Below are 15,961 nucleotides of genomic sequence, written 5' to 3'. Positions count from 1 at the left end.
GACCACCGGACGAGGTGCCATGACAGTCAGACAGATCATCGATGGGCTGGAGCGCCTCGGGAGTCGAGCGGCGCTGATGTCGAGCGGGCGAGCGTGGACCGGAGCAGAGGTCCTCGACCGCACGTACCGCGCCGTCACGGCGCTGCGCCAGCGCGGAGCCGTCGCGGGCCGCTCGCTGAGCTGGAGCGCCGGAGACGCGCCGCAGGCCCTGCCCGTCCGGCTGGCCGCGATGCTGCTCGGCGCGCGGTTCTCCGCCGAGCAGCCAGCGAGCGACGGCGGCGATGTCCTGAGGATCACCGACGCCGACCTGCCCGCGCTCGACGGGGCGGGCGCCTGCGAGCCCCGCCTGGCGGACGACGCGCCGTTCTCCGTGGTTCGCGGATCGTTCGTGTGGTCGAGGGCCGTGTTCTGCGAGTCGGTGGCTGCCCTGCGCGACGCGCTCGGCCCTTCGCCTGCGCGCACGGCGGTGCTCTCGCCGCTGGCCGGGTTCGGCGGGGATGCGGCGTTCGCGAGCTGGAGCGCCGGCGCCGCCGTCCACCATCTCGTGGTGGACGCGAGCGCCGCGAGCCCGGCCAAGGCCCTTTCGTTCCTCGAGCGAGCGGCCCCGGACTGCGCCATCGTGTCAGCGGCGCTGCTGCGCGGCCTCCTGGCTCACCCGGCGGCCGCGATCGCCGATCTCGGGGCGCTGCGGCGCATCGTGTACGACGCCGGCGCAGGCGCCGGTGGAGCGCTGTCCGCCGAGTCGTCTGCGGCCGTGCGGCGCGTCTTCGGCGCAGAGCTCGTGGACAGGATCGCCGGTGAAGCCGGGCTCGTACCGGTGGAGCGCGAGCTGCGCAGAGCCGAGCAAGAAGCGACGCGCATCACGGAGCTCGTGATGAGCCATCCGAGCGTGGCGGCGGCGGCGGTGATCCCCTCCGACGGCGATGGCTGGGCGATCTTTGCCATCCCCGCGAAGCGTGCCCGCGACGACGCCGACGGGGACGCGAGCGGACAGCGCCTGATTGCCAACGTGACCGCCGCGCTGGACGCCGAGCTCGCCGGGACCGACGTGAACCGGGCGATCGCGGCCGTGGAGCGCCTCGGACGAACAGCGCTGCTGTCGATGCTCAACGCGCTGGGCCGCAGCGGCCTTTTTACCGACACGGCCGCCGCGCACACCGTGGACGAGGTGCTCGCGCGGGCGCGGGTCGCCGCCGCGCATCGGCCGCTCATCCGCCGCTGGCTCAGGGTGCTCACGGAGCAGAAGCTGCTGCGCCGGGACGGCGACCTGCTGAGCGCCGTGGGCCCGATCGGCGACCACTCGGACGCCGCGCTGGCGCGCGCATGGGACGAGCTGAAGGGCGAGTGGCTGGCCACGGTCGGCGCGACCGGCACGATCGACTACGCGGTCCGCAATTCCGACCGATTGCCCGACCTGATCTCCGGCGCGGTGCGGGCCGTCCACCTCTTGTTCCCGGAAGGGCGCACCGATCTCGCCAGGGCCTTGTATCGCGAGAGCATCGCGGCCCGGTACCAGCACCGCGCCGTCAGCCTCCTCGTGAGCAGGATTGCCAGGGAATGGCCCGGGCAGCGGCCGGTCCGGCTGCTCGAGGTCGGCGCCGGCACGGGGGCGACCTCCGAGTCGCTCTTGCCGGAGCTCTCGGGCGCCGAGGTCGACTACCTCTACACCGACGTCTCCAGGTACTTCCTTGATCAGGCTGCCCCGCGGCTCGCCGGGCACCGGTGCGTGCGCTTCGGCCTCTACGACATCAACGTTGCGCCGAGAGACCAGGGCTTTACCCCGAACTCGTTCGATGTGATCATCGGCGGGGGCGTTCTCAACGCCGCGCGGAACACGGACGCATCCCTCCGCTGGCTCAACGAGCTGCTCGGCCCCGGCGGCTGGCTCGTCCTGACCGAGCCCACGGTCGAAGAGTTCTGGGTGATGGCGTCCCAGGCCTTCATGCTGGACGACGCCAGCGACGGCAGGGCCGAGACGGAGTCGACCTTCCTCTCGCTGCCTCAGTGGAACGCAGCGCTGGACGGCGCTGGCCTGCAGCGCGTCCTCGGGCTGCCCCGGGACGGCCACCCGCTGGAGCGGCTCGGCCATCGTGTGTTCGCAGCCCGGACCAAGACGGATCGGACGCTGCTGACCTCGGAGCGCCTCTCCGAGCATCTCGGCGAGAGCCTGGGAGCCGCCGCCAGGATCGAGATCGTGGATGAACTGCCGCTCGCCGCAGGCGGCGCGCTCGACCGCGAGCGGCTGCGGGACTGGGCCGCGCGCCGCCGGCGCTTCGATTCCCGCCCGCTTCCGGCGGCGGCATCACAAGGACGAACGCAATGACTACCGCGACGAATCCCCCCATCCAGTATCCGTTCAACCTCTTCGACGGCATCGCGCTCGCCTCCGCGTACTCCCGCGCTCAGCAAACGCCGGGTCTGCTCAAGGTCAAGCTGCCTTACGGTGAGCCGGCGTGGCTCGCGACCCGCTACGAGGACGTCCGCTTCGTGCTGTCCGACCGGAGGTTCAGCCGCGAGGAGGCCACGAAGCGCGCGGACGCTCCGAGGGCGCTCCCGCGCATCGCCGGCGGGATCGTCATGATGGACCCGCCCGAGCTGACCCGCATCCGCAACCTGGTCACCCAGGCGTTCACCAACCGGCGCGTGGAGCAGCTGCGCCCGCACGTCCGCGACCTCGCCAACGAGCTGATCGACAGGATGGTGGCCAAAGGTCCCCCTGCCGATCTCGTACGGGACTACGCGCTGCCGATCCCGATGTCCGTGATCTGCGAGCTCCTGGGCGTTCCGGTGGCGGATCAGTCCAAGTTCAAGGAGTGGAACGACTCCCTGCTCTCGACCAACACGCAGACCGCCGAGCAGACGCAGCGGAACCTCGGCGAGCTGTCCCAGTACATCATGGGGCTGATCCGCCTGCGCCGGGCCGAGCCGGGCGACGACCTGATGAGCGCGCTCATCGAGGCCCACGACGTGGACGACCGCCTGAACGAGCGCGAGCTGGTCCAGCTCTGCATCGCCATCCTGATCGCGGGGTACGAGGCCACGTCCTCGCAGATCCCGAACTTCATCTACACGCTCCTGACCCATCAGGAGCAGCTCGCGCGCCTCAAATCGGATCCTGGCCTCGTGGCGCCGGCGGTCGAGGAGCTGCTCCGTTTCGTGCCGGTCGCGTCCGCTGCGATGTTTCCGCACTACGCCACCGAGGACGTCCAGGTGGGCGAGACGCTGGTGCGCGCGGGGGAGCCCGTGTTTGCGTCGGTCGGCGCGGCCAACCACGACCCCCGCAAGTTCTCCGATCCACACCGGCTCGACTTCGATCGAGACGCGCGGGCGCACTTCGCGTTTGGCTGTGGGATGCATTATTGCATCGGCGCGTCGCTGGCCCGGGTCGAGCTCCAGGAAGCGCTGAGAGCGCTCGTGACCCGCTTGCCGGATCTGCGCCTCCACGCCGACGTCCAGTGGAAGACCGCGACGTTCTTCCGCGGGCCGCTCACGATGCAGGTGACCTGGTGAGCGCCGGCGGCGGCAAGAAGAAGCGCGTCGTCGTCGCCGGCACCGCCTTCGGGCGCATCTACCTCGATGCGGTCGCGTCGGCGCGGGACTCGTTCACGCTCGCCGGCGTGCTCGGGCGCGGCAGCGAGTTCTCCAGGAAGTGCGCCGAGCGCTACGGCGCGCCGCTCTACACCCGGGTGGAGGACATCCCCGGCGACATCGACATCGTCTGTGTGGTGGTTCGCTCGGGGGCGACCGGCGGCCCAGGCTCCGATCTGGCCAAGTCGCTGCTCGAGCGCGGGATCCACGTGCTGCAGGAACACCCCGTTCACGCCGCGGAGATCACCGGGTGCCTGAAGGCCGCAAAGCGGGGAGGCGCGGCGTACGCGGTCAACACGCTGTACCCGAACGTGCGTCCGATCCGGCAGTTCCTTGCGGCGGCCGAGTACATCAGGAAGCGCCAGCGCATCCAGTTCATCGACGCCGCTTGCAACAGCCAGGTCGCCTATCCGTTGCTCGACGTGATCGGCCGCGCGGCAGGCGATTTGCGCCCATGGTCGTTCTCGGAATGCGGGCCGCGAGGCGACCGGCCCTCGCCGGCCGCGGGCCAGCCGTTCCAGAGCCTGAGCGCGACCATCGGCGGCGTGCCCGTGACGCTCCGCGTGCAGAACCACGTCCACCCCGAGGATCCAGACAATCACTCCCTGCTCATGCACCGCATCTCGCTCGGATGCGACGCCGGCGTGCTGACCCTGGCCGACACCCACGGCCCCGTCCTCTGGAATCCGCGCATGCACTCGCCGCGCGATCCGACCGGGCGCCTGATCATGAGCGGCCCCGGCACCGACCGCCTCGCCGTGGAGAGCACGTCGATCCTGGGCGACCAGAACACGCGCAGCTATCACGACGTGTTCGCGCGGACGTGGCCCGACGCGGTCGTCGTCGCCTTGCACGACCTGTGCGGCGACATCGCCGATCCGGCCCGCCGTGTCCGCAGCGGCCAGTGGGCCCTGGGCGTGACGCTCGCGTGGCGTGATCTGACGGAGCGGATCGGGATGCCCGAGCTCATCCGTCCGGAGACCCCGGAGCCGCTCCCTGTCGACGAGCTGCGCGCGGCGGCGCGCGCTGCCGCCTTCGATGCGGCCGGGAGCGGCGCGCATTGAACGAGCGCCTGGCGCTCGGGAGAACGGAACATGGCGACTTCTTGCAGCCACGTATTGGTATGGGTGCGCGACATTCATCAAGCCGTGCGCGACTACAGAGAGCTCGGGTTCAAGGTCGATTATGCGACGCCCGAGAGGAAGGCCCAGCACGCGCACATCTGGTTCACGGAAGGCCCCATCGTCGAGCTGCTCACGACGCCGCGCAGCGCGAGGTGGTTCAAATGGCCGATCGAGCTGATGGCGGGGCGCGGCTCGGGCCGGCGGATGATCCGCTGGTCGGAGGGCGGCGAGGGCTTCTGCGACGTGGCGGTCGTGGTGGACACGCACGCTCTCGACCGCGAGCTCGCCGCGCTGCGGGGAGCAGGGGTCCCCGTCGGCAGAGCCATCGGGTGGCGACGGACGAAGCCCGATGGCCAGGAGATCCGCTTCAAATTTGCCTATCCGGCGAACGATCGTCTCCCGTTCATCGTGACCCCGTACGACCCGCCTCAACATCCAAGGGAGAACCGCCATCCGAACGGGGCCAGAAGGCTCAGCCGGGTGCGCATGGGTGTCCGCGCGGAGCATCGAGAGGCGGTGCGCCGGATCGTCGGTGACGACCCGACGTTCGCGCTCGATCCCGCCGAGGTGACGGGGGTCCGCGCCATCGAGATCGCCGGCCTGACCGCCGATCTCGACCCGACCCTCCTGCACGGCGCGGCCGTGCTGCCCGCCCGCCCGAACGCTGACCCGAGCCGCGCGCACCGAAGCGCAGGACAGTGAGCGCCGACGAACGTCGGTGGAAGCGAGGGAGCTCCTATGTTGAGTGGATGTGTCGATTGGCCCGCTGAATTCGTGGATCGTTATCGGGGAGCGGGGTACTGGCGAGGCGAGCGCCTCGGAGAGATGCTGCGCACGCGGGCCCGAGCAACGCCGGCGCGCGTGGCCGTCGTCGACGGAGCGCGTCGCTGGACGTACCATGAGCTCGACGAGCGCGCGGATCGCATGGCCGCGGGGCTGCGCCGGCTCGGCATCGCGGCGGAGCAGCGCGTCCTGGTTCAGCTGCCCAACATCGCCGAGTTTCTGCCCCTGTGCTTCGCGCTGTTCCGGATGGGGGCCATCCCGGTGCTGGCGCTGCCGGCGCATCGAGCGACGGAGATCGTGCATCTGGCAGAGCTCTCCCAGGCGGTCGCGTACGTGATCGCCGACATGCATGTCGGCTTCGATTACCGGGCGCTCGCCCGTTCGGTATGCAAGCGGGTGGCGAGCCTCCGGCATGTCCTCGTGGTGGGCGATGCGGAGGAGTTCGTGCCGCTCTCCGAGATGGACGCGCCGGCGGAGATCATGGCCGGGCCGGACGCGCGCGATGTGGCCCTGCTCTTGCTGTCGGGAGGCACAACCGGCGCTCCCAAGCTGATCCCGCGCACCCACGACGACTATGTCTGCAATGTCCGCCTCAGCGCCGATGTGACAGCCCTGGACGCGAGCACCCGGTACCTGGTGAGCCTCCCCATCGCGCACAACTTCGCCCTGGGGTGCCCAGGCGCCCTCGGCACCCTGTACGCCGGCGGTACGGTGGTGTTCTGCAAGGACCCGAGCCCCGAGGCGGCGTTTCGACTGATCGAACAGGAGAAGATCACGGTGACCGCCCTCATCCCGCCGCTCGTCCTGCTGTGGCTCGAGGCGGCGGAGTGGGTGCAGGCCGATCTGAGCAGCTTGAAGTGGATCCAGGCGGGGGGCGCTCGCCTCAAGGCCGAGACGGCGGCGCGCGTACGACCCGTCCTCGGCTGCGGGCTCCAGCAGGTCTACGGCATGGCAGAAGGGCTGCTCAACTTCACGCGGCTCGACGACGGAGAGTCCGCCGTGATCAACACGCAAGGCCGGCCGGTCGCCGAGGACGACGAGGTGAGGATCGTCGACGCCTCGGATGTCGAGGTGGCGGACGGCGAGGTCGGTGAGCTGCAGGTCCGCGGTCCTTATACAATCCGAGGATATTATCGCGCGGAGGAGTACAATCGTCGGGCGTTCACCGCCGACGGCTTCTATCGGAGCGGGGACCTGGTGCGGCGGCTCGCCAGCGGACATCTGGTGGTGGAAGGCCGGAGCAAGGACGTGATCAACCGGGGAGGGGAGAAGGTCCCGGTCGAGGAGCTCGAGAACTACCTCATGGCTCACCCGGCGATCCGTGACGTCGCCATCGTCGGCGTCCCGGACGCCACCCTGGGGGAGCGCACCTGTGCCTGCATCATCGCGCGCGGCGAGGCGCCCACGCTCGCCGAGGTGAACGCCTATCTCAGCCGTCTGGGGGTGGCCGCGTTCAAGCTTCCCGATCGTTTGAAGGTCCTGGAGAGCTTTCCGCAGACGAGCGTGGGCAAGGTCAACAAGCGGGCCCTGGCCAATCAGGTCTGTGGCGCCTCGCCCGCCATGTCCACCTAGTGGACGGCTTTGCCTCGGTTCAGATGCCGATCGTTCCTCGAGACATCAACACCGACCCGAGTGACCATGAACAGATCTACCCGAAGTTTGCGCCGCATCTTGAGCGCGTCTGCGCAGTCCAGCCCGCACCTGATCCTGTGCCCCTTTGGTGGTGCGAGCCAAACGGCCTTCCGCAGCTGGAAGGCGCTGTCGCATGTGGACGTCTCGGCGTCCCTCGTGACCTACCCGGGGCGCGACCATCGCCTGCACGAGCCCGGCATGAAGAGCGTTCAGCACAGCGCGTCCGAGCTGGCGCACGAGCTGTGCGCGGAGCCCCCGAGCGGCCAGTGGCTTCTGATAGGCCACAGCGTGGGGGCGCAGATCGCGTTCGAGGCGTGCTGCTTGCTCGAGCAGTGGGGCCGGGCGCCCGCCGGCCTCGTCCTGTCCGCTTGCCACGCTCCCCATCTGATCCCACGCCGCATGCTCAGCCCGCTCGATGACGAAGGGTTCGTCGAGGAGCTGATCCGCCTGGGAGGATGTCCCGCGGAATTCCGCACCGACGCGCAGCTCAGAGAGGTGTTCATGCCGATGCTGCGCGGCGACTTCCTTGCCTCGGAGAGCTACCGCCTCGCGCTGGATCGCTGTACCAGGCGTCTCCGGACGCCGACGCTCTTGCTCCACGGATCCGCCGACGATGAAGCTCGTCAGGACGAGGTGGAGGCGTGGAAGCACTGGCTGGAAGGTCGGGTCGAGCAGCGCGCGCTGGCTGGCGATCACTTCTACATCACGCAGGATCCACGGGCGTTCGTCGCGGAGGTGCTGCGCATGTTCCGGCTCCCTTCCAGGTCGACGGCGCCCCTCGGACAGGCGCAGATGCCCTCGAGCTATTTCCCCTGAGATCTCTCCAGGCCGGTGGCAACGTGGGTAAGCCGTGGGTAAACCGTTGAACCGCGCCGCCTCGCATCTCCCCGGCGAAGCAGGGGCTTCCTTGACGGTTGCCCCGCTTTCCTCCAATCTCGCAGCAGATGTCCCGCGTCCGGCGACCCCACCGTCCACGCAGCGCGATCCTTCGCTGGATCTGCGCCGTGCTCCCGGTGTTCTTGGTCGTCGGCCTCATCGCGCAGGGCCACACCCTCCAGGCGCTCGGCATTGCGATCGCCTGCGAGCACCCGATGCTCGCGTCGTCCTCGGCGGAAGAGAGTCACGACGAGGCGCCGGACCGCCCGCACCGCGAGTGTCCGCCGAGCTGCCACGACTGCGCTTGCGGGCGCATCCCGATGACCCTGCCCCTGGCCGAGGTGCTGCCCTACGTGCTCCTCGAAGCCTTCGAGATCGTCGCATCGACGCCGCCGGAGATGCCAGGGCGATCCCTCACCCACCGCCTCGAACGGCCACCCCGACGCCCGCGCGCTTGAGGCGCCCGCGTCAGGTTCGCATCCACGAGCACGGCCGCAGCGCGGGCGCGCGTGAGCGCCTCTGCGCCGCGCGGGCGTGGCTCGGCCCCCTCGCGCGATCCTGACCGGGCAGAACCGCGGTTCTTCGCGCGAGCGCTCGAAGCGCTCGAGGGCTGCCGTCCATGTTCCGTACGCATTTACGTCGTCTGTTGGTCATTTCCTCGACTGCTCTCCACCTCTTGATGCCGGAGGCGGCGGCCGCCGCCGAGGCCCCGCTCACGCGCGCTCGGATCGCCGAGCTCGTGCGCGCTGCGCCGGCCGCGCGCGCCGCCGCTTCCGAGGCTGCGGTCGCCGGAGCCGCCGTCACCGCCGCCGGGGTCATCTCGCTCGAAAATCCGGTCCTGTCCGGGATGGGAGGGATCCGATTCAACCCCGATGGGGGCAGGCCGGCCGCCGCCGTGGCCTCGCTGTCGTGGCCGCTGGAGCTGGGCGGCCGGCGCGGCACGCGCGTCGAGGCCGCGAAGGCGGAGCAGCGCGCCGCGCTGGCGACCGCCGACGAGGCGCAGCGGCGCCTCCTGCTGGCCGCGCTCCTCCAGCACGCGCTCGTGCTGCGCGACGAGGCGCAGGTCGCCCTCGCGGCCGAGCGCCGCGCGCTCGCCCAGCGGCTCGTCGCCGCGTCGGAGAAGCGCAAGAGGGCGGGGGAGGTGCCGGAGCTCGACGTGGCGCTCGCGCGCCTCCAGGAGGGGCGCGACGCCGCCGCCGAGGCGACCGCCCGGGGAACGCGCGAGGCCGATCTGCTGGGGCTCCGGTCGATGCTGGGCCAGGCGTCGAAGGACGGCGCGGTCACGGGCGCGCTGGTGCCCGAGGAGGCCCCGCCGCCGCTCGCGACGCTGCTCCGCGAGGCCGATCAGCGGGCCGACGTGCGCGCCGCCCTGGCCACGGTGGAGGCGGCCAGGGCCAGATCGGGTCGAGAGCAGGCCGGACGATGGCCGACGCTCAACGTGCTCGCCCAGTACGAGCGGGACGACCAGGCGAACATCGGGATGATCGGCCTCGCCCTGCCGGTGCCGATCCTGAACGCGAACCGGGCAGGGGTAGCGACGGCCGCGGCCGAGGTCGACGCCGCGACCGCCCGCCTCGCAGCGAGCCGGGCCAGCGCGGCGGGGGAGATCCAGGGGCTCTACGCGCGCTACGAGGCGACGAGGAGCGCGCTCGCCCACCTCGCGCCCGCCGCGGGTCTCTCGACGCAGGCCGTGGCGCTGTCGACGAGGGGGTACGAGCTCGGGGAGAACGACCTCGCGAGCGCCCTGCTCGTGCGCCGCGAGGCGCTCGATGCCCAGGCGGCGCTCCTCGACGCCGAACACGCCCACGCGAACGCCAAGATCGAGCTCCTGGTCGCGGCGGGGAGGTCTCCGCAATGAGCGCCGCCAAGGTGAAGATCGAGCTCACGCGCGCGAAGATCGCGGCGCTGGCCGGGGGATTTCTGCTGCTCCTCGCCGCGGCGGTGAAGGGGGCGCTGCTCATCGACCACGCGGTTCACGACCACGGCGCCGACGAGCACGAGGGACACGACCACGGCGAGCCGGCAGAGGCGGCCCATGGCCATGGCGAACACGGCCACGGCGAACACGGCGAGGGCAAACACGGCGAGGGAGAGCACGAAGAGGGCGAGCACGAGGAGGGCAAGATCAAGCTGTCGCCCGAGGCGCTCGACAACGCGCGGCTCGAGATCCTGGCTGCCGGCCCGGGCCAGGTCGCGGAGACCGTGTCGCTCCCGGGAGAAGTGGCGCTCAACGCCGAGGCCCTCGCCCACGTCACGCCTCGGGTCTCCGGCACGGCGCGCGAGGTGAGGAAGCAGCTCGGCGACACCGTGAAGAAGGGCGACGTGCTCGCGATCCTCGATAGCCGCGAGTTCGCGGAGCTCCAGCGGGAGCTCCTGACCGCGAAGGAGCGGCTCGAGCTCGCGGAGGCCAACTTCAACCGCGAAGAGGCGCTCTGGAAGGAGAAGATCGCCGCCGAGAAGGAGTTCCTCGCCGCGAAGCAGGCGCTCGCCGAGGCGAAGATCGAGCATCGCAGCGCCGCCCAGAAGCTCCAGGCGTCGTCCGGCGCCGGCTCCGGGGCCAAGGGGGGCGCGTACGCGCTCATCGCGCCGATGGACGGCACGATCATCGAGAAGCACATCAACGTCGGCGAGGTGCTCAAGGACGACACGCAGACGTTCGTCGTCGCCGATCTCTCGACGATCTGGGTCAACGTCACTGTGTACGCGAAGGATCTCGCCCGCGTCCGCGCCGGCCAGACCGCCCGCGTGCGGGCGGAGGGCATCGAGGAGCCCGCGGACGGCGAGATCACGTATGTCGGCCCGGTCGTCGGCGAGAAGACGCGCTCGGCGACGGCGCGCGTCGTGCTGAAGAACCCCGGCGCCGCATGGCGGCCCGGCCTGTTCGTGACCGCCGACGTGGCCGTCGATCGGGTCGACGCGCCGGTCGTCGTCTCGTACGAGGGCGTGCAAAGGGTCGAGGGGAAAGACGTCGTGTTCGTCCAGGAGGGCGACGCGTTCGAGGCCCGCGCCATCAAGCCTGGCCGCCAGGGGAAGGCTCCAGGCGCGCAGGGCGCCGAGCTCGTGGAGGTGCTGGACGGCATCGCCGCGGGGGAGCGCTACGTCGGCAAGAACAGCTTCATCCTCAAGGCCGAGCTCGGGAAATCCGAGGCAGGCCACGACCACGCGCACTGAGGAGGAAACGATGCTCACCCTCCTCGCGAAGATCCTCGCGTTCTCCGTCCGCCATCGCTGGCTCGTGGTGGTCCTCACGCTCGCCGTCGGGGCGCTCGGCGCCTACAACTTCAACCGTCTGCCGATCGACGCGGTGCCCGACATCACCAACGTCCAGGTGCAGATCAACACCTCGGTCAAGGCGCTGTCGCCCGTCGAGGTCGAGCGGCGCGTCACCTTCCCCATCGAGTGGGCGATGGGCGGCATCCCCAGCGTCGAACAGGTCCGGTCGCTCTCGCGTTACGGCCTGTCGCAGGTGACCGTCATCTTCAAGGACGGCACCGACATCTTCTGGGCGCGCCAGCTCGTGGGCGAGCGCCTCGCGGCGGCCAAGGAGAGCCTGCCGCCGGGCCTCGGCGAGCCGCAGATGGGCCCGATCGCGACCGGGCTCGGCGAGATCTACATGTGGACGCTCGAGGCCTCGCCCGAGGCCCGGCGGCCCGACGGCAAACCCTACGAGCTCACCGATCTGCGCACCATCCAGGACTGGATCGTTCGCCCGCAGCTCCGCACGGTGCCGGGCGTGACCGAGATCAACTCGATCGGTGGTTATGAACAGCTCTATCAGGTCTCGCCCGATCCGGCGAAGCTCGTCGGCTACGGCCTGTCGTTCCGCGACGTGCTGGAGGCCGTCGCGCGCAACAACGCCAACGCGGGCGGCGGCTACATCGAGCACAAGGGCGAGCAGTACCTGATCCGCGCGACAGGGCTCGTTCAAGGCGAGGACGACATCCGTCGCATCCTCGTCGGCCATCACGACGGGGTCCCGATCCGCGTCGGGGACGTCGCCGAGGTGGGCGTGGGCCGTGAGCTCCGGACCGGCGCCGCGACCGAGGACGGGCGCGAGGTCGTCATCGGCACGGCCATCATGCTCGTCGGCGAGAACAGCCGATCCGTCTCGCAGCGCGTGAGCGAGCGGATGCAGTCGGTCAACAAGTCGCTCCCCGAAGGGGTCACGGCCAAGACCGTCTATGACCGCACCTACCTGGTCGAGGCGACCTTGAGCACCGTGCAGCGGAGCCTGCTCGAGGGCGCGGCGCTGGTCGTCGTCGTCCTGTTCCTCCTGCTCGGCAACGTCCGCGCCGCGCTCATCGCCGCGCTCGCCATTCCCTTCTCGATGCTCATCGCCATCACCGGCATGGTCGAGGGCAAGATCAGCGGCAACCTGATGAGCCTCGGGGCGATCGACTTCGGCCTCATCGTCGATGGCTCGGTGATCATCGTCGAGAACTGCGTCCGGCGCTTCGCCGAGGAGCAGCACCGGCTCGGGCGGGTGCTCACCCGCGAGGAGCGGATCGAGCTGGCGTACGAGGCGTCGCAGGAGGTCCGGAAGGCGACGATCTTCGGCGAGCTCATCATCGCCATCGTCTATCTGCCGATCCTGACGCTCACGGGCATCGAGGGGAAGATGTTCCGGCCGATGGCGGAGACGGTGGTCCTCGCGCTCGCCGGCGCCACGATCCTGTCGATGACGTTCATCCCCGCGCTCGTGGCGCTCCTCCTGACCGGCAAGGTGTCCGAGAAGGAGAACTTCCTCTTCCGGCACGCGAAGCGCGGCTACGAGCGGATCATCGGCTGGGCCCTCGCCCACCGCAGCGCGGTGGTGATTGGCGCGCTCGCCCTGCTCGCGGTCTCGGGGCTCGTCGCGACGCGGCTCGGCAGCGAGTTCGCGCCCAAGCTGAGCGAGGGCGCCCTCGCGCTCCAGCCGGCGAGGATCCCGTCCATCGGGATCACCACGAGCGTCGAGATGCAGATGCAGCTCGAGCGCGTGCTCAAGGAGCGGTTCCCCGACGAAATTGAGCACATCTTCGCCAGGACCGGGACGGCCGAGGTCGCGACGGATCCGATGGGCCCGAACGTCTCCGACACCTACCTGATGTTGAAGCCGCGGAGAGAGTGGAAGAAGGCGAAGACGCAGGAGGAGCTCGCGGAGGCGATCGAGGAGGTGATCAAGGACCTTCCCGGGCAGAACTACGAGTTCAGTCAGCCCATCGAGCTCCGGTTCAACGAGCTCATCTCGGGCGTGCGGAGCGACGTCGCCGTCAAGGTCTTCGGCGACGACCTCGACGTCATGCTCAAGCAGGCGCAGAAGATCGGCGGCATCCTCGGAAAGACGCCCGGCGCCGCCGACGTCAAGGTCGAGCAGGTCACCGGCCTGCCGGTGCTCACCATCGACGTCGACCGGGACGCCGCCGCCCGCTACGGGCTCAACATCGCCGACGTGCACGCGGTGATCGAGGCGGCGGTCGGGGGCATCAGCGCGGGCGAGGTGTTCGAGGGAGACAAGCGCTTCGACCTCGTCATCCGCCTCCCCGACGCGATCCGCGGCGACATCCGCGCGCTCCAGAACCTGCCCGTTCCGCTCCCGGAAGCGGACCGCCCGGAAGCCGCCACGCGAACCGCCTCGGCGACGGACCGGCCGGAGCAGCACGCGGCGTTCGTTCCGCTCGGCTCGGTGGCGAAGATCGCCGTCGAGGAGGGGCCCAACCAGGTGAGCCGGGAGAACGGCAAACGCCGGGTCGTGGTGCAGGCGAACGTGCGCGGGCGGGATCTCGGGAGCTTCGTGGCCGAGGCGCAGCAGCGGATCGACGCGGAGGTGAAGCTCCCGGCCGGCTACTGGACCGCGTGGGGCGGGCAGTTCGAGAACCTCATCGCCGCACGCCAGCGGCTCGCCCTGGTCGTGCCGGTCGCGCTCGGGCTCATCTTCGGGTTGCTCTTCCTGTCCTTCGGGACGCTGAAGAACGCCTTGTTGATCTTCACCGGCGTGCCGCTCGCGCTGACCGGAGGCATCTTCGCGCTCTGGATCCGCGGGCTGCCCGTCTCGATCTCCGCGGCGATCGGGTTCATCGCCCTCTCGGGCGTCGCGGTGCTCAACGGGCTGGTGATGGTGACCTTCATCGAGAACATGCGCCATCAGGGCGAGTCGCTCGACGATGCCGTCTTCCACGGCTCGATCGCGCGGCTCCGCCCCGTGCTCATGACGGCGCTCGTCGCGGCCCTCGGCTTCGTCCCGATGGCGCTCGCGACCGGCACCGGCTCCGAGGTGCAGCGGCCGCTCGCGACGGTCGTTATCGGGGGCATCCTCTCGTCGACGGCCCTCACGCTTCTGATCCTGCCGACCCTCTACCGCTTGTTTCATGCGAGAGAGGCGGTTGCCGCGCTGGCGTCTCCCCTGGCCGAACGCATCATCGAGAGAGGAGATCCCCATGCTTGAGCGACATCGTTATTCTTTCGTGCTGGCAGCGCTCGTCGGCATGGCGTCGGCCGCCAGCGCCGCCAGCGCCGCCAGCGCCGCCGGCTGCGGCGGCGACAACTGCCATGAGGGCGAGGAATGCGAGGAGGGCGATGGCCACGATCACGGGGAGGGCGATGGCCACGACCACTGAATCGTTGCTCATGACCCGTCCAGAACAAGCGCCTATACTCCTCCGCCCCGACCGGCACCAGGCCGGCTCAACCGCCATCGAGGGCGGCTCGTCTACGCCTCGGACGGCGCTCTCCTGACACGGCGCCATCGGCGCTCGTCCCGCGCTTCCCATCCCGGCTGCGATGCACAATGAATCGGCGCTGGGGGGGCACTCATGTCGCTCACACTCGGTATCGTTCTCCTCGTGCTCGCGGTCGCACTGGGCGGGCTCCTGGCGGTGCTTCGCGGCTGGGACAGCGGCGCCATGCCTGCGATACGGACATTCGCGGTCGTCGCCGCGGCGTCGATCGCGCTTCTCCACCTTCTGCCCGAGGCGCTCGGCGAGCTGGGCTGGCGCGCGCTGCTACCGGCTGCGGCCGGATTGCTGGCGCCGATGGTGATGGAGCGCCTCATCGTCGGGGAGGACTGTGCCCGTCATGCGCCGAGGATGGCGCTCGCGCTGGGCTACGCGGCGGTGCTCGTGCACCAGTTTGGCGATGGCGCGGCCGTCTCATCGCTCGCCAGGGCCGGGCTGCTGTCCACGCCGGTCGTGCTGGCCCTCGCGGCGCACACGGTGCCGCTCGCCATGGTGGTCTCCCTGCTGACGCGCGAGGCCAGAGCGGGGGCCGATGGCGTACGCGTCACGTGCGCGGCGCTCACAGGCATTGCGCTCGCCACCGTCCTCGGTGCCTTGACGCCGCGGCTCATCGGCCAGCATCGCTTCGAGAGCGCTGAACCCTGGGTGCTCGCCACGATCGCAGGGCTCCTCGTCCACGCGGTGTCTCATGAGGCGATCGCGAGCCGCGCGGTGACGCCCGCGAGCCGCGCCGCCGAGGCCGCAGGAGGGCTGCTCGGCCTGGCGCTCGGGGTGCTAGGCATCGACGAGGAGGCCTGGGTGCGACGCTTGCCGTCCGGATTCAGTGTCGCCGGGCTGGTCCTGCTGGCGGCGCTCGTGCTGCTGCGCAGCTACGGCCCCCGGCGCGCCGCGCAGCCTCGCCTCTGAGCGCCGGCGGCGCGTGAACTTCAGGGACGCGCTTGGCTTAGCATGGGCCCGGGACAGGCATGTCTCAGGAGCGTTGATCCGGCGATGCCCGCGTGGAGAACACCCTGTCACCATCGCCACGGATTCCCGCCGTGACACCCATACGGCGGGCGGCCGCCATAGTAACCACCGAAGGGCGGGCGGCCACCGCCACCCCAGTAACCACCGCCCCAGCCCCAAGGGGCGTTGTAGCCGTTTCCCCAGGGCCGGCGACCGGGGTAGCTCGGCCTGCAGCCTCCGCCTGGACGCCCGTACCAGCTGCGCGCCCCGCTCGCCGCGGTCAACCCGCTTCCGTCCCTC

General features: G+C 70.4%; 12 protein-coding genes. All 12 read left to right on the top strand.

Annotation, left to right across the window (positions count from 1 at the left end; genetic code table 11):
• The first annotated feature begins 19 nt into the window (after positions 1 to 19).
• Positions 20 to 2,323 carry a methyltransferase gene (locus WMF29_RS39825; RefSeq protein ID WP_437325303.1) on the top strand — a complete coding sequence of 768 codons (2,304 nt, stop codon included), beginning with the start codon at positions 20 to 22 and terminating at the stop codon, positions 2,321 to 2,323.
• Complete coding sequence (locus WMF29_RS39820) at positions 2,320 to 3,510, top strand: cytochrome P450 (protein ID WP_437325302.1); 1,191 nt, start codon at positions 2,320 to 2,322, stop codon at positions 3,508 to 3,510. Before WMF29_RS39825 ends, WMF29_RS39820 begins: the two co-directional genes overlap by 4 nt.
• Complete coding sequence (locus WMF29_RS39815) at positions 3,507 to 4,652, top strand: Gfo/Idh/MocA family oxidoreductase (protein WP_437325301.1); 1,146 nt, start codon at positions 3,507 to 3,509, stop codon at positions 4,650 to 4,652. The genes WMF29_RS39820 and WMF29_RS39815 overlap by 4 nt, the downstream gene beginning before the upstream one ends.
• Positions 4,653 to 4,682: 30 nt before the next feature.
• A complete protein-coding gene (locus WMF29_RS39810; RefSeq protein WP_437325300.1) occupies positions 4,683 to 5,414 on the top strand; it encodes a VOC family protein in 732 nt (243 codons plus the stop codon).
• Positions 5,415 to 5,450: 36 nt separating this feature from the next.
• Entirely contained in the window at positions 5,451 to 7,067 is a 1,617-nt protein-coding gene (locus WMF29_RS39805; protein WP_437325299.1) for a (2,3-dihydroxybenzoyl)adenylate synthase, read from the top strand.
• 66 nt (positions 7,068 to 7,133) lie between these two features.
• Complete coding sequence (locus WMF29_RS39800) at positions 7,134 to 7,943, top strand: thioesterase II family protein (protein ID WP_437325298.1); 810 nt, start codon at positions 7,134 to 7,136, stop codon at positions 7,941 to 7,943.
• Positions 7,944 to 8,131: 188 nt separating this feature from the next.
• Entirely contained in the window at positions 8,132 to 8,461 is a 330-nt protein-coding gene (locus WMF29_RS39795) for a hypothetical protein (RefSeq protein ID WP_272102588.1), read from the top strand.
• 221 nt (positions 8,462 to 8,682) lie between these two features.
• Positions 8,683 to 9,861 (top strand): TolC family protein, encoded by a 1,179-nt coding sequence (locus WMF29_RS39790; RefSeq protein ID WP_437331215.1) that lies wholly within the window; start codon positions 8,683 to 8,685, stop codon positions 9,859 to 9,861.
• On the top strand, positions 9,858 to 11,174 hold the full coding sequence (locus WMF29_RS39785) for an efflux RND transporter periplasmic adaptor subunit (protein WP_437325297.1): 1,317 nt from the start codon (positions 9,858 to 9,860) through the stop codon (positions 11,172 to 11,174). Before WMF29_RS39790 ends, WMF29_RS39785 begins: the two co-directional genes overlap by 4 nt.
• A 10-nt stretch (positions 11,175 to 11,184) precedes the next feature.
• The gene (locus tag WMF29_RS39780; protein ID WP_437325296.1) at positions 11,185 to 14,427 is read left to right on the top strand and encodes an efflux RND transporter permease subunit; all 3,243 of its coding nucleotides are present in this window, start codon (positions 11,185 to 11,187) and stop codon (positions 14,425 to 14,427) included.
• Complete coding sequence (locus WMF29_RS39775) at positions 14,420 to 14,599, top strand: hypothetical protein (protein WP_437325295.1); 180 nt, start codon at positions 14,420 to 14,422, stop codon at positions 14,597 to 14,599. Before WMF29_RS39780 ends, WMF29_RS39775 begins: the two co-directional genes overlap by 8 nt.
• Positions 14,600 to 14,794: 195 nt before the next feature.
• A complete protein-coding gene (locus tag WMF29_RS39770) occupies positions 14,795 to 15,622 on the top strand; it encodes a hypothetical protein (protein WP_437325294.1) in 828 nt (275 codons plus the stop codon).
• Positions 15,623 to 15,961 lie beyond the last annotated feature (339 nt).

This window comes from Sorangium sp. So ce381 (assembly GCF_051473845.1).
GTDB classification, from domain to species: Bacteria; Myxococcota_A; Polyangia; order Polyangiales; family Polyangiaceae; genus Sorangium; species Sorangium atrum.
Note: the sequence above shows the minus strand (reverse complement) of the source record. Positions and strands in the feature narration are given on the sequence as shown.

What these genes read in the sequence shown, in the direction of transcription:
- WMF29_RS39790 (WP_437331215.1), top strand. Translation starts at nt 8,683, where the DNA reads ATGCCGGAGGCGGCGGCCGCCGCCGAGGCCCCGCTCACGCGCGCTCGG.
- WMF29_RS39800 (WP_437325298.1), top strand. Translation starts at nt 7,134, where the DNA reads ATGAACAGATCTACCCGAAGTTTGCGCCGCATCTTGAGCGCGTCTGCG.
- WMF29_RS39780 (WP_437325296.1), top strand. Translation starts at nt 11,185, where the DNA reads ATGCTCACCCTCCTCGCGAAGATCCTCGCGTTCTCCGTCCGCCATCGC.
- WMF29_RS39770 (WP_437325294.1), top strand. Translation starts at nt 14,795, where the DNA reads ATGTCGCTCACACTCGGTATCGTTCTCCTCGTGCTCGCGGTCGCACTG.
- WMF29_RS39805 (WP_437325299.1), top strand. Translation starts at nt 5,451, where the DNA reads ATGTTGAGTGGATGTGTCGATTGGCCCGCTGAATTCGTGGATCGTTAT.
- WMF29_RS39825 (WP_437325303.1), top strand. Translation starts at nt 20, where the DNA reads ATGACAGTCAGACAGATCATCGATGGGCTGGAGCGCCTCGGGAGTCGA.
- WMF29_RS39775 (WP_437325295.1), top strand. Translation starts at nt 14,420, where the DNA reads ATGCTTGAGCGACATCGTTATTCTTTCGTGCTGGCAGCGCTCGTCGGC.
- WMF29_RS39785 (WP_437325297.1), top strand. Translation starts at nt 9,858, where the DNA reads ATGAGCGCCGCCAAGGTGAAGATCGAGCTCACGCGCGCGAAGATCGCG.
- WMF29_RS39820 (WP_437325302.1), top strand. Translation starts at nt 2,320, where the DNA reads ATGACTACCGCGACGAATCCCCCCATCCAGTATCCGTTCAACCTCTTC.
- WMF29_RS39810 (WP_437325300.1), top strand. Translation starts at nt 4,683, where the DNA reads ATGGCGACTTCTTGCAGCCACGTATTGGTATGGGTGCGCGACATTCAT.